Origin of the sequence: Halomonas sp. TG39a (genome assembly GCF_000744395.1) — a bacterium.
Taxonomy (GTDB): domain Bacteria; phylum Pseudomonadota; class Gammaproteobacteria; order Pseudomonadales; family Halomonadaceae; genus Vreelandella; species Vreelandella ventosae_B.
The window spans coordinates 777,793-791,147 of the sequence record NZ_JQLV01000001.1 but is presented as its reverse complement, the minus strand read 5'-3'; the positions used below and the strand labels follow the sequence as shown (position 1 = coordinate 791,147).

Sequence of the window (13,355 nt, the reverse complement as noted above, 5' to 3'; positions counted from 1 at the left end):
GGAGCGATGTCATGTCACTGCCCGCCCCAAAACCAACCCCCTGGATCAGTTTTCTCGCCGACCCTGAGTGGTCGATCTGGCGCACCAACTGGTTTGTGAATAAGGTATTTGTGCTGACATGCTTTGTGCTGGTGTTGGCTGCCACGGTGCCGATTCAAAAAAACCTGAAGGAGCGACCGCTATGAAGCCTCACATCAAGCATCGCATCACGCGCAGACAAAGCCTTACGCTCATCGGCGCCACGCTCGCCGCCATGACGCTCCCAACGGCATCACTTCTTGCCAACGCGGTCGGGATGCAACAGAAGGCTTTTGCGGGCACTGACAAAAAGCTGCCCGTTATCGGCATGGGCACCTGGCGCACCTTCAACGTTGGCAGCGACCCTGAGCTGCTCGATGCGCGTACCGAGGTGGTTAAGGCATTTTTCGAGCATGGCGGTGGCCTGATCGACTCTTCGCCCATGTATGGCTCGGCGCCGGATGTGATGGGCTATGCCTTGCAACAGCTCGGCACGCCCGAGAGTCTGTTTGCTGCAGAGAAGGTCTGGAGCCCCGCCGGTGGCTCCGCCCGCGAGCAGGTGGCGGAGCTTAAAGAGCGCTGGAAGGTGGAGCAGTTCGATTTGGTGCAGGTACACAACCTAACCGACTGGCGTGAGCACTTGGCAGCACTACAGGAGATGAAAGCCGAAGGCACCATCCGCCATGTCGGCATCACCACCTCCCACGGATGCCGCCACAGCGAGATCGAGCAGATCATGACGTCAGAGGATATCGACTTCGTTCAGCTCACCTACAACATCACCCACCGCGAGGCCGAAAACCGGCTACTCCCCCTGGCAGAAGAACGGGGCATCGGCATAATCGCTAATCGGCCATACGATGGCGGCAGCCTGATCAAGAACCTCAAGCGACGTAACGCGCCGTTGCCCGAGTGGGCCAATGAGGAATGCGGCTGCACAACCTGGGCGGACTTTCTGCTGAAGTTTATCGTCAGCCACCCGGCTTTAACCTGCGCGATACCCGCCACCACCCAGGTCGAGCACATGCGCGAGAACATGCGCGCCGGCCACTCCCCCATGCCTTTGGCCAATGCCCGGCAACGGATGATCGCCTATATCGAGTCGCTATGAACGAGTGGACAAGCTACCAGCTGCAGGACTTTATTCCCTTCACGGCGGAGGTTTACTTTCGCTTACTGGAGCGCATGGGCGAAACCTTCTGGCCGCTGCATCTACTGACACTCGGGCTCGGCGCCGCAACCCTTGCGCTGGCGCTGAAAAACCGCCCGCGAACAGCCTGCCTGCTACCCGCCCCGCTCTGGGCCTTCGTCGCCGTCGCTTTTTTCCTTCAGCGCTATGCAGAACTTAACTGGGCCGGAGGCTATGTTGGCTACGCCTTCATCGCCCAGGCCGTGCTGCTGGTAGTGATGGCGTTAACGGGGTGGGGAATGGATAACGCGCCACGCGCAACAAACCCACCGGTTGCGACAGGCATCACCATCACCCTCTTCGGCCTGATCATCATGCCGCTGATGGCGCCCCTAAGTGGCGGTTCCTGGCATCAGGCGGAAGTGTTCGGCATACATGCCGATCCCACGGCGGTGACCACACTGGGCCTGGTGCTTATCATACTCCGGGGTTTCGCCCTCTGGATCGCCGCCATCATTCCCGCGCTCTGGCTGGTCGTTTCAGGCCTGACTCTGCAGGCACTGGATTCAACAGGTTCCGTCGTGCTGTTCGCCGTGTTGGCGATCACTCTGGTTGGGCTGGTCTGGAAAAGCATCAAACCCAAGCGATAATGTCGTAGCATCGATTTCGTTGACGCGTAGGAAAAGGGGCTACGTGCCACGCTTGGTTAACGGTTTTGTTCGATATTTAAGCGGCGCTTGGTGTTATACCCAAGCTGCGCCATTAGCAGAACCAGCGCTTGAGTATCTTGGTGGGTTTATCTTCGATAAACTGTCTTCATGTTCCTACTATAGCGTTAAGCGCGAAACAGAGCCGCCAACAGTGACGATCTAAAGGTTTTCTAAACGCTGCAAAATGAACGTCGCGCGTTCTTCCACAGTATCACGCGGCACTTCCAGCGTTTTGTAACCCCATTGCGAATACCAGCTTTTCATCCCCTCGAATACCTCAAGGGACTCCTCAAACGTTTGATCACGCTCTGAATCTATAGCATAAATGTCTTCCCATGGCGGCAGAAGAAAGACAACGGGATTATAGAGGATCATTTGAACATAGTTGGCGATGTCCGCCCGTGACAACGCACTCTCCGCATTCAGCATGTACAGCGCATCCAGCACCCCACGATCAAAGAACGTGGCCTGCTCGCCAACAGCGACACTTCGGTACTTTTCAATATCGGATTTCAGAATATCCTGAGCGAAAGCGACCGGGTCTGGCCGAGGTGATAGCTCCGCCGCCAACCGCTCTTTGATGATGCTACGGGCAGACTCAGGTACAACGCGATAGCCCCGCTCCGCTAGGGCATCAAGGAGAGCAGTTTTGCCGCCACCGGGGCCACCGGTGAGTACGAATAGATGGTTCATATTATTAACGCCCTACAGCAGACAAGGAAAACGCTATTGAGTGAGATGCTGTCTCCCCCAACACAATAAAAGCCCAGGCTCCCCCATGATCTCATCTAGCTGCTCGCCCACTCGCACAAAACACCATGTTTCATAGGTGTACTCTGTTGGCGTAGATGTTAGATATTTATATCAACGCAGTGCTCCTTTTTAAAGACTTTTCTAGCCCACTTAACTAAAAAAAGCGTTAGCAAAAATACTAACGCTTAAAGCAACCTTACGATGCAGCAAGGTTCAGATCACTATACGCACAACTAGCCATAGACATATAATCAATTACAACTTTTTATTCAGGCCGAAGCCGCAGGTTAAAACCGATAGATAACACTCCCTTGTAGACGATCGACACTTCCACTACGGCCATCCACAGTATGCCGTGCAGCATGAGCCAACTCAATTCCGTAGGTTACGTTATGACCAGGACTCCATTGGTAATTAATATGCACAAGTTCACGTTCTTCATCATAAGCGCTTATAAACTCACTTGAACTACCAGTATTAACAAGAGAAACGCCATCGCGCTCGGCATTATCCCAATCTGCATTAACAAGTGAGTATGAAACGTTGAAAGCACCAGGGCCTATATCGTGACTAATGCCAATCGTTCCCCCCCATGCAAAGATGGTCTCTAGCTCGTTGCCTGCTCGATAAGCTGAGGGTGCCGGGTTTACTTTCATGTAAGCCCCAATCCCCTCACCGCCGGTTATTTGGCCACGCAACGTCGTATTTGGCGTAAGAGCGTAATTAGCCGCGACAAAAGCTCCCCACCCGATCTTTGAGTCCTTTGCTGCACCATCGTCAAAGGCCACTTCTCGAATCATGGCAGCTGATGCCCAACGTAATGCGCCAGCCAATGATTCGTACCGAAGCGTAATGTCTGGCAAGCCATCTTTACGATCAACATCAGTACCAGCAATGGATCTACCACCAGTCACTGCATCGTAGCCTCCGTCAAAAGAGTTGCCAGACATGGCACCACTCGGATCCTCAATAGCAACATGAAAATTATCTACTGAATACCGCAATTGTGCTTGTCGAAGGAATGCATCGCGACCTGCGGGGCCAGTAAAATCAAGAGTAGGAGTAGTGCTGAGAAAGGTGTGAAAATTGCTCCACGTTTGCCCTGCCGTAATACCGTTCCATGAGCCATAGGCCTGACGAAGCCGGAGATTACCGAAGAAAAAATCACCCTCGATATTGGTAATCAAGTCACCTTTCTCTGTCGACGTTGTAGTGCGGATACCTAGGCGTGACTCATTCGCATGCAGATTCGAATGCCCACTTGTATTTGGTTGGCCATCCACAGCAATTTTAGAGAAGTTCACACTATCGCCCATGCCACTACTATTCCCGGTCTTAACGTCGCCAATGTCATACATCACATCAAGCTTAGCGTAACCGTATAAAGAAACGTTGGTTCCATTCACATCATAATCAATTGCAAATACAGAAGGAGTAACGAATAGAAAAGAATAGCCTAAGAAAGGAAACACTCTGCGCCACAACAAAAACTTATTCATATCTTTATCTCTATATTTGTAATACTTTTATTTTCAACTTAACCCAGGAGCCTAAAGACAAGCTGAGAAGACATTGCGAAAATGGTCACCAACCCCACTAGAGCAAGCGTGGTTTGTAGAGGGCCATTTTTTAGATCCCCCATCACATCTTCACGTCTTGTCAAAAGAAAGAGAATAATTCCCAAAAAAGGTGCTACTAGGACGGTTAGGGCTTGAGCGATGATAATTAGCTCAATGGGAGAACCTTTCGCCACCACAGCAACCGTAGCTCCCCAAGCCAACACCCCATATACAAGCAGCTTGACTCTCCATCCGGATAAACTGCTGTTCCAGCCCAACGCATCCGCTAATAGCGTTCCTCCCGCAGAAGCATTTGCCGCCATTGATGAAAAGGCTGCTGCGAAGAACCCAAGGCTGAACAGTACCGCACCCACCTTTCCAGCCAGTGGCTCCAATACGCTTGCCAGCTGTGGAAAAGTCGTAGCTACAGTACCAGTGGAGTGAAGTACCGCTGAGGCTACAATGATGATGAGCATCGCCATAAATGCGGTTGCTACATTCCCCGGGAGAGTATCCATTAACGTAATAGCTCGGTACTGCTGCCTATTCAGCTTTCTTTCATGGATGGCATAGCCAGTATAAAAAGCTGAGTTAATGGAGAAATTTGTACCGATCAAAGCAATTAAAAGAACGCTGGCCTCAGCAGGAAATTTAGGAATAAGACCTTGCGCAGCAGCCGCCCAATCTGGGTCACTCAGTATGGTTGATGCTAAAAAACCTACAGACATAAGCCCAATCAAAGCGACCAACAAGCGCTCCATCGCCTTATAAGTATTCCGCATGGCTATTAATAAGCCTACCGCCACAGTGCTAGCGAGCGTCCAGCCTACTACCGAACCTCCTAAAAGCAGGCTTAGCGCTAAACCAGAGCCAACGGCATTGCCTACAGCAAACATCAAAGTGATAGAGAAAACACCGAAGCCAGCCATGACACCGATTGGGCGACCAAGTTTTTGCTTGGTGACTTGAACCACCGAGTCACCAGATGCAAGGCCCAATCGCACGGCCATATCATTAAACACAAACATTAGCACTGCAGACACAAGAATTACCCAAAGCAGCATGTAGCCATATTGGCTGCCTGCCTGGACAGCGGATGTCAGCGCACCGGGTCCGAAACGCCAAGCGCCAGCGACAAAAGCAGGCCCCATTAGCGCAAGCATTTGCGGCAACGTCAGAGAAAACCGATTTCGAGCGTTGTTTGTCGCAGGGGAAAGTGGCCCTGAATCATGTTTGGTATTCATACTCATCCTACGCTCCTATTAAATTTGTTATTTAGGATGCATAAGGTGATGCCTCATTGGCATCACCGTTCGGGGACGCCCAGCGCCTAAGGAGTAGTCAATCTCGGTTAGGCTAACCCGGCTTGTTTCATAGCAGCAGCAATTTCACGATCTGCGCCTTCGGCAAGCGGACGAAGCGGAGAGCGCACAGTAGCGTGATCAAGAATCCCCCGGGCTACTAGGGCCCACTTCAGAGCCACAGTTCCTTCCATATGCGAACCACGGTGATAGACATTCTTGGTAACGGGCAGGAGGCGATCATGCAATTCGCGCGCCTTAGCATAATCCTTGGCTTTTCCAGCTTTGATCAGTTCGATCAAAGGCTCCGGTGCAATACAGCCATAGCCAACTAGCGCACCATCGACATCAAACATGGTGTGAAGCAGGTACTCATCATGACAAGTCAGAATTTGTAGATCCGGATGCTCAGCGCGAATGACAGGAATTTCAGTATCCCAGCGCTTCATATTGCGAACACCATTTTTCATCGCAAACACACCAGGTTGGGCCGCAATATCAAGCTGCGTCTGGAGATTGTAAGTGGCTTTCGTGTTGTCCGGATACTGGAAAAGAATCAGCGGTAACCCACTTTCCTCATGAATGCGGCGATAGCGCTCTTGAGGCGCTCCCTCCTGATAACCAAACCTGAGCCAGCCATGAGATGGGTAGACTAGACCAGCAGATGCGCCCGCCTCGACAGCACGTTTTGCTTCTTCGGCTGCAATATGGTCACCTTCGCGAGTGATGCCCGCGATAATAGGTATCTCACCTTTTACCGATTCAACAAATGCCTCAATAACGCGCCTCTGCTCGTCAGAGGTCATGAATGTACCCTCACCAGCGTGGCCAAGAACAACGAGACCTTTCACGCCGTCGATGCCGCCCAACCAAGAGCCAAGCTTCTTGATTGCAGCAAAATCAACCTCGCCATCGCGAGTGAAAGGAGTAACCGGTGCGGGGGTCAAACCTCGGAGATCGAGAGACATGATGATTCCTCTTATATGGTTGTGTTATCGTTCCTGGGAACGATTGCAATCCTTTCACCAAATACACCACATCGAAAATTAGACGTTAGTCTACGACTCACAAATGATGTGTGGCTACGGAAAGCAAACTAATAGTAAATCAGTGGGGTTAGCGTCATATCGCTTATAAGATCGCTGTAAAACCGATAGAATGGTTCGCCTAAATGCCTGTTTATGCGAGCCAACACAGAGGTTCAGTAATCCACCTCACGTCATGGAATAATATATTCATGAACGGTAAGCCTATAACTATGCAAGACGTTGCCAAAGCCGCGGGCGTCAGCACGTCTACAGTCTCTCGCGTTCTTGATGAGCGCCTTCCGCCTTCCAATAGCCCAGCCGCTCAACGGGTTAAAAAAACGGCGGAAGAACTCGGCTATAAGCGTGACATTCTTGCCTCCAGCTTGAGGCGAGGTGGTACAGGCACTATTGGTGTACTGGTGCCTCGACTGAGCGATACAGTCATGGCTCTTATCTACGAAGCGATCTCTAAAGTTGCTCAAGAACGTCACTATTTCGCTATCGTAGCAACTAGTGGTGACGATCCTGAAAGCGAGCGTCAAGCGGTTGAATTGCTTCTTAATCGACGTGTGGATGGCCTAATTTTGGCTACCAGCCGACTTGATGACCAGTTGCCATCTCAACTGCGTGAAAGGGGAGTTCCGCACTCGTTGGTGCTTCGTACCGATGGTAAAAGCCCTTCTGCCTTGGGTGACGATATTCAAGGTGGATACCTTGCTACCCGGCACCTCATCGACCTAGGGCACCGCGACATTGGCCTTGTTGCAGGGCCTAGCTTTACCTCGAGCGCTCGTGACCGACAAAAAGGCTTCCGCAAAGCAATGAGCGAATCTGGGATTGCTGTGCGTGAGTCATGGATTATCGAGTCAGGCTATGGAATCGAAGCTGGCGAGGAAGCAGGGCTGGCTCTGCTCTCACAGGATGAGAAGCCAACAGCCATTTTTGCAGTCAACGATAACCTCGCTATTGGCGTGATGGCTGCTGCACATAGACTTGGCATTGAGGTAGGCAAAACGCTTTCATTAGTCGGATATAACGATATCCCTCTTGCCAGTCGCCTTCCTGTGCCGCTTACGTCTGTATACATACCTTTTGACTATATTGCACAACAGGCTGTCGACTTACTACTTAACGATAAACACTCTGGCTCGTCGATCAGTAGAGTGGCTATGCCTAGTTTGATCCCGAGATCATCATCAGTCCGACATATATAAAGTATTTATCAAATAAAAGAGATCAAACGAACCAACTCAGTCGCATTATCTGGATGGGCGCTTGCTCCGGCGGTCAAATAATCGCACTAATCGGGCGCGAGCCATACCTCGCACTGGTTCTGCCCGCGATCAACCCGTCAACCGGCATGTCGTCACGAAACAGGCCTTCGGCAACCACGTAACCCTTCATCCTCCTACTCCAGCAGCGCGCCGCAGGCCAGCGTTTTAAAGGTGCTGGACATAGCTAAGCGCTCATCCGCACTCACTTCCAAGCGCTGGCCAGTTTTTACTTGACCACTACAGTTGATGATGGTCGTGAGAGTGTCTTTTCACTTCATCATCATAGGTACGTATGTGCAGGCCAATATCTGGATGTTTCATGACCTTACTCAGCAATCGTGGGTATATTCACTTCCTTGACCTGATTCACCGGCCCTGTGAAGTGGGCCTTTGGGTAACGACGAAAAAGGCAACCCTCGCGGGAGCCTCCAGGCTCGGCGCACCATGAGTCAGGCACCGATGTCATTTCAACGGGTATGCCAATACTTTTTGTGTCATGACACGCCACAGTTGAAAGCTCCGCATCTAACGCTGCAAGCATGCACGTCTTTTTACTGGGGACGAAGCCGCAACGAAAACGGTTCACTTTGACGCCCAGCGCCTTAAGGCCCACAACGCCACTCGCCCTGCCAGTCACGCTGAGCGCCGTCGGCCCGGTCATATGTCAACGTCGCCGGCCTTGGCGGCGACTCCCCGCCTTCGGAGGGATCACCGGTGACCTCAATGTGGACGGTCTTGCCCTTGCCATTGAAGGTTGGAGACTCCGTAATGCCATTAAAACCACCAGGTGCCGACACGCGCTCCACATAACCGGCGACCTTGACCACCCCCTGCGCCGCATCGGACGACCCCACATTGCCCATGGCAAGCAGTAAAACCTCCCTATCATCCGTGGTGAATTGGCACCCCAGCTCACCGGGAAGGCTGGCCTCGTTCATGTCCTCCTCCGTAAGAGCATTCAGTGTAATCTCGGAACCATCACCACCCTGGGCCTGCCCTGCGGGAGCGGCACTTTCCTGTTTGTCGGAATCATTGGGTGCCTCGGCTGACGGCGGAGTCGACGACGGTTGCGCCGCCTCTTCCTCTGCGTCCGAGGACGGGTTCGAGCAGCCGGTGATCAAAGTGATGACCAGCAAACTTGCTAACAGGGTGGCGATGAGATTTGCACCGCGTTTGGGAAAGGGCATGGTTCCTCCTGGGAAAACAAAAATCTACTGTAGAGTAACTCGCACCACCATGAATAACCGCTCCTTGAAAGCCTGTAAAGGCCACTGGGAATCTATCTCAGCGACGTCCGGGCCCGAAGGGCCGTATTGCTTGCGATTGTTAAGGAGCAATGGCCACATAGCGCTGGACAACCTTTCCGTCATAGAGAATCTCAGACTCCAGGCTTCCACCATTCGCTTTAATCATTCTCGCCGAAGGCTCATTGTGTTTGTGGCAAAGCAACAATTACGCGCTTGTCGCGTGCATTGCTAAACGGTTCGTTGGCATGTCGTATCGTCAGAAAGCTCGAGAGTCAATCTCAGCATATCTTTATGCTGAACTCCATTTTCAAAGATTGGCTCCGGATAGTTCTTCAAAAAGAAACCCTTATCAATACAGTCCACTCTAAAACCCTGCCTTTGGTAGAAGGTCAGTTGGTAACCGAAAGTGCCGGTTCCGACCTCTAGGCTCTTTACACCAGCCTCCTTCATTTTATCGATAACTGTTTCTAGAAGCTGCGTTCCGATGCCACGCTGTTGATTCGATGGATAAACAGCAATATTCATCAATTCCAATATCCCCCCTCCGAGTGGCTTTAGAACGCAAGATCCGATCACCTCATCGTTGGTAAATGCAACAAAACACCTTGCCTGTTTCAGGTACTCTTTGATGGCATTTTCAGACGGATCTGCCAAAAGAAGTAGGTCTATCGGAACCTCTGAAGGTGGAACTTCGTCTATTCGCAACGGTATTTACCCCCGAAACTCGGTATTAGATTTAATGTCCCGCTCACACGCCGGTTAGAGCCACGAAGCAGCGGAAAATCGGTCGCTGTGCAGTCGATTGTTAACCCCACCAAGGTACGTCCTGCACATGACTAGAATCCTGTACAGGTGCGACTTAATGGATGCCATCAGCTACACAGCCGCTAGAACCAACCTAGCAAAAACGATGGAACAGGTCTGTGAAGACCATTCTCCGGTGATCATCACACGGAGCAAGTCGCAGTCCGTGGTAATGATCTCTCTCGAAGATTATGAAGCGCTGCAAGAGACAGCCTACCTTCTGCGCGCACCTAAGAACGCCCGCCCTTTGCTGGAATCCGTTACCGAGCTGGAGCATGGTGGTGGTCAGGAAAAGGAACTTCTTGAATGAAACTGATCTTCTCCGAGAATGGAGCCAAAGCACAATGTAAAGGTCGTCGCGGTGCCTGCTCTTGTCAGGAGTCCTTTAGCCAGCCTTGGTTCACGGCGTACTCAACCTTTGAAATAAACCAGTCGTATATTTCTGGGTTTTCCTGCTCTATGAACCCATGCATTTTCAACACTTGGCTCTTCCGTATACCATGGTCTCTCCAGGCACGGCCCTCGCTCGTTACATTGTGCAGAAAGGGTAATAGACGGTCGATGACTTTCAGAAGCCTTGCTTCCTTAGTTTCCCCAGTCTCTTGCTCTTCCCAGAGCTCCGGAAGATCTCCGATTGGGTTACCGGGATGAGAAGCCAGTTTCTCGATATACTTACGCTCTTCAATGTGGGCATCATTGCGGTTTGCGCTATAGAGAAATGTATCTCCTGCACCAATCTCACCAAGATCATGCACCAGGGCCAGTTTGAGTAATTTTAAGAGGTCAAAGTCTTCCTGTGACTGCTCCGCAAAAGCCCAGCAAGCCATCGCCAAGTGCCACGAATGTTCTGCTGAGTTCTCAACTCGCTCTCCGCAGTTGATGTAGGTTTTGCGGTTTACCGATTTTAACGCATCAAACTGAAGTAAAAACTCCGATATCTGAGTGACTTTTTTGGTCACGTATTTCTCCTAACTCCGAGCACAGCGGCGATCTTGAAATGGTGACGAAGGAGCCATGAAAGGGCGCCCGGCGGCCGCAGGCCGCGTACTGATGCGAGTTGTTATGGCGAACCTGCACTTAATGATTAGCGAAGAGAACTAAAAGCAAACCAATTGCTCCTGGCAATGCCTGGACAAATAGAATTTTCCGGTTTGCTGTTGCTGCACCGTAGATTCCGGCCACAACAACGCACGCCAAGAAATATAACTTGAAATCGTATCCTGCCGCACCTTGAAAGATACCAACCAAAAGACCGGCTGCAATAAAACCGTTATAAAGACCTTGATTCGATGCCAAAACTTTTGTCGTTGCGGCTTGCTCTTTGGAATGACCAAAGACTTTAAAGCCCATCGGCTTATCCCAAAGAAACATCTCCAATATCAAGAAATATCCGTGGAGCAAAGCTACCAATAACACTACCAAATCAGTAATCATTGCCATGTGCACTTACCTACTTTTGAGACATAATTGAGCTCATGTAGCCATCAAAATTAACTCTACCCCATTGATTCTTCAGGTGGCAAAGAAAATTTCGGCAGCACATCCAAGATTCGGGTGCTTGCGCGTTTTGCTCAACTCGATAACGCTGTATATAAGCACACATTTTGTAGGGAGCGTCCCCTATGAAACTGTTGGAGCGGGTGAAGGCTACCCTCAGAATCAAACGCTATACGGATTCAATATCTCGACCTTCCCCACTGATCACCATTGACCATTCAGGGAAAGCTACTCAGGAACGATCAGAATGTAGCTTCCCACCTTTAGCCCAATGCTCATCATCAAAATCTTGCAAGAATATTGTGACTGCCTCAGGGCTGGTTCCATATGCTTCTGAAAATGCTTCGGTTATCCGCTGCACTAAGAGCTCACGTTGCTCTTTAGTCCTGCCTGGAGACTGCTGAACGGTTACGATTGGCATATAGCTCTCCTAAAAAACCAAAGGTATATATAGGATTAAATGAGGCACGCTGGGCAAGCTTATTACACCTGACGGCTCTTCCATTGAAGTTCTATTAACTCGATCTTGACTCTACTCCACACTCTCACAACCAAGCAAAGCCTAATTCGGCAGTATCAACCTCCCCTTTGCATCTCCCCCACCTGCCTCCTACACTCCGCGAACGAACAGCTTGACGGGGTGCCGATGAATCCGGCTGAGATGGCGCAGGGCGTAGCAATGTTGCTGCCAAGCGCTCTGGTTCCGCTGAACCTGATCCGGCTAATGCGCTGCTCATATAAAGAGCGGCGCGGGTACCGGCGTAGGGATCAAGCGATGGCCATGGCTAGCTCTCTCTCGCAATCGCACGCCACCTTTCCGCGCCATTTCCTCGATCTGTCTCGCCTACCGTCCGGATCATTACCACCGGCGGCAACATGAGCTACCGCTTTACTGACCTCACCGCCGCCTGCCAGCAAGATTGGCGCGCCCTTATTGAGCGCGATGCTGGACTGTTGCGAAGCACTGAAACGCTGCCGGAAGCACTGACAAATCCTACTTAACACAAGCACTACTGAGCTGTATGTATGTCAATTATGCTGAACGATGTAAAACTGCTGTTCGCTGATTCCAGAGGTTTGTGTGTATCAAGTGTTAGGTATTCAAAGTCTTTCGATCAACATATCGATAAAGGCGCGTACAGCGGGGTTGGTGCTACGACTCTGTGGCCATAGCGCAACGATATTATGCCGCTCTACGCCGAAGTCGGACAGGATTGGTACCAGTTCCTTTCGCCTAACCCGCGGGGCAGCCATGAAACTTGCAGCCATCCCGATGCCTGCACCCGCGGTCATAGCGGCTATGACGGCTTCGCTTGAATCAACGACAACAGGGGAAGACGGCACTATCTCGATCTCTTTCTCGCCGATCCGGAACGGCCAGCGAAACATTTGCCCCGTACTTTGGTAGCGCAAATTGATCGTTTCGTGCCCCACCAGTTCATCTGGATGCTCGGGAGCACCATACCTAGCCAGGTAGTCTGGCGAAGCGTAGCAAGAGAGCCTGTAAGGTGAGAGCCGCCTGGATAAAAGTGACGAATCCGCAAGTTCACCGATCCGCACTGCAAGATCAATGCTCTCTTCAACCATACCGACGATATGGTCGCTCAGCCGCAGGTCGATCGTTACCTTCGGGTAGCGCGTTCGAAAATCCGTAATAGCAGGAGCAATCAGATGCAGACCCAATGGGAGTGATGCCGCAATTCGTAACGTGCCTGCGGGCTCGGAACGAGCAGACTTCACTACCTGCTCTATCTCTTCTGCCTGGCGCAACAGCTCTAGCACACGTCCATGCAAGTCGCGGCCCTCGGCCGTAAAAGACAGCGATCGTGTCGTACGAGTGAAAAGAGAGACGCCGAAGTGACGCTCCAACCGCTGGATGCTTTTGCTTATCGCAGAGGGCGAAACAGACAGCGAGCGCGCCGCAGCGGTGTAGCTGCCTAAGGAGCCGGCGCGTGCAAATGCGATAAGCCCCGTGAGGCGTTCCAATCCGATTTGTTCCTTCATGGAATTATTAAAACGAATCTACGCACCATTA

Annotated in this window: 16 protein-coding genes, 1 pseudogene and 1 riboswitch; of the genes and pseudogenes, 6 read left to right on the top strand and 11 right to left on the bottom strand. The window is 51.4% G+C overall.

Translation table 11 applies throughout. The features are described from left to right. The first annotated feature begins 11 nt into the window (after nt 1-11). From U738_RS23410 to U738_RS03420, 3 genes are all read left to right on the top strand, one after another. On the top strand, nt 12-185 hold the full coding sequence (locus tag U738_RS23410) for a hypothetical protein (RefSeq protein ID WP_157693183.1): 174 nt from the start codon (nt 12-14) through the stop codon (nt 183-185). Between the two features lie 110 nt (nt 186-295). Beyond that, nucleotides 296-1,129, top strand: a complete 834-nt coding sequence (locus U738_RS03425) for an aldo/keto reductase (protein ID WP_231896742.1) — start codon at nt 296-298, stop codon at nt 1,127-1,129. Then, on the top strand, nt 1,126-1,797 hold the full coding sequence (locus U738_RS03420; RefSeq protein ID WP_035577346.1) for a hypothetical protein: 672 nt from the start codon (nt 1,126-1,128) through the stop codon (nt 1,795-1,797). The genes U738_RS03425 and U738_RS03420 overlap by 4 nt, the downstream gene beginning before the upstream one ends. A 219-nt stretch (nt 1,798-2,016) precedes the next feature. On the opposite strand, the gene U738_RS03415 is transcribed toward U738_RS03420, so the two are convergent. The 4 genes from U738_RS03415 to U738_RS03400 form a co-directional block, all read right to left on the bottom strand. Further along, nucleotides 2,017-2,550: an AAA family ATPase gene (locus U738_RS03415; RefSeq protein ID WP_035577344.1), complete on the bottom strand. Its 534-nt coding sequence runs from the start codon at nt 2,548-2,550 to the stop codon at nt 2,017-2,019. 347 nt (nt 2,551-2,897) lie between these two features. Then, nucleotides 2,898-4,109: a DcaP family trimeric outer membrane transporter gene (locus U738_RS03410; RefSeq protein ID WP_035577341.1), complete on the bottom strand. Its 1,212-nt coding sequence runs from the start codon at nt 4,107-4,109 to the stop codon at nt 2,898-2,900. 38 nt (nt 4,110-4,147) lie between these two features. Beyond that, nucleotides 4,148-5,419 carry an Nramp family divalent metal transporter gene (locus U738_RS03405; RefSeq protein WP_009287220.1) on the bottom strand — a complete coding sequence of 424 codons (1,272 nt, stop codon included), beginning with the start codon at nt 5,417-5,419 and terminating at the stop codon, nt 4,148-4,150. Nucleotides 5,420-5,520: 101 nt separating this feature from the next. Then, a complete protein-coding gene (locus tag U738_RS03400) occupies nt 5,521-6,438 on the bottom strand; it encodes a dihydrodipicolinate synthase family protein (protein WP_035577338.1) in 918 nt (305 codons plus the stop codon). A gap of 269 nt (nt 6,439-6,707) precedes the next feature. Here U738_RS03400 and U738_RS03395 point away from each other — a divergent pair, with 269 nt between their 5' ends. After that, nucleotides 6,708-7,712, top strand: a complete 1,005-nt coding sequence (locus U738_RS03395) for a LacI family DNA-binding transcriptional regulator (RefSeq protein WP_035577335.1) — start codon at nt 6,708-6,710, stop codon at nt 7,710-7,712. A gap of 662 nt (nt 7,713-8,374) precedes the next feature. On the opposite strand, the gene U738_RS22605 is transcribed toward U738_RS03395, so the two are convergent. Further along, complete coding sequence (locus U738_RS22605) at nt 8,375-8,959, bottom strand: hypothetical protein (protein ID WP_050713770.1); 585 nt, start codon at nt 8,957-8,959, stop codon at nt 8,375-8,377. A 288-nt stretch (nt 8,960-9,247) separates the two neighbouring features. Further along, entirely contained in the window at nt 9,248-9,673 is a 426-nt protein-coding gene (locus U738_RS03380) for a GNAT family N-acetyltransferase (RefSeq protein WP_231896743.1), read from the bottom strand. A 208-nt stretch (nt 9,674-9,881) separates the two neighbouring features. Here U738_RS03380 and U738_RS03375 point away from each other — a divergent pair, with 208 nt between their 5' ends. Further along, nucleotides 9,882-10,133, top strand: coding sequence for a type II toxin-antitoxin system Phd/YefM family antitoxin (locus U738_RS03375; protein WP_035577326.1), 252 nt, complete (start codon nt 9,882-9,884; stop codon nt 10,131-10,133). 64 nt (nt 10,134-10,197) lie between these two features. On the opposite strand, the gene U738_RS03370 is transcribed toward U738_RS03375, so the two are convergent. The 3 genes from U738_RS03370 to U738_RS03360 all read right to left on the bottom strand — a co-directional run bounded on the left by U738_RS03370 (nt 10,198) and on the right by U738_RS03360 (nt 11,741). After that, complete coding sequence (locus U738_RS03370) at nt 10,198-10,782, bottom strand: HD domain-containing protein (RefSeq protein ID WP_035577324.1); 585 nt, start codon at nt 10,780-10,782, stop codon at nt 10,198-10,200. Nucleotides 10,783-10,900: 118 nt separating this feature from the next. Then, nucleotides 10,901-11,263: a DUF1304 domain-containing protein gene (locus tag U738_RS03365; protein WP_035577322.1), complete on the bottom strand. Its 363-nt coding sequence runs from the start codon at nt 11,261-11,263 to the stop codon at nt 10,901-10,903. Nucleotides 11,264-11,552: 289 nt separating this feature from the next. Further along, on the bottom strand, nt 11,553-11,741 hold the full coding sequence (locus U738_RS03360; RefSeq protein ID WP_035577320.1) for a tautomerase family protein: 189 nt from the start codon (nt 11,739-11,741) through the stop codon (nt 11,553-11,555). Nucleotides 11,742-11,946: 205 nt separating this feature from the next. Continuing rightward, nucleotides 11,947-12,105: riboswitch (TPP riboswitch) on the top strand. A 91-nt stretch (nt 12,106-12,196) separates the two neighbouring features. On the opposite strand from U738_RS03360, the gene U738_RS23695 reads away from it, so the two are divergent. Next, nucleotides 12,197-12,322, top strand: a complete 126-nt coding sequence (locus tag U738_RS23695; RefSeq protein ID WP_268746277.1) for a hypothetical protein — start codon at nt 12,197-12,199, stop codon at nt 12,320-12,322. A 99-nt stretch (nt 12,323-12,421) separates the two neighbouring features. On the opposite strand, the gene U738_RS03355 is transcribed toward U738_RS23695, so the two are convergent. After that, nucleotides 12,422-13,114 (bottom strand): substrate binding domain-containing protein, encoded by a 693-nt coding sequence (locus tag U738_RS03355; protein WP_231896860.1) that lies wholly within the window; start codon nt 13,112-13,114, stop codon nt 12,422-12,424. A 15-nt stretch (nt 13,115-13,129) separates the two neighbouring features. Then, nucleotides 13,130-13,324, bottom strand: a pseudogene (locus U738_RS23545) (LysR family transcriptional regulator); the annotation flags it as partial. Between the last annotated feature and the right edge of the window lie 31 nt (nt 13,325-13,355).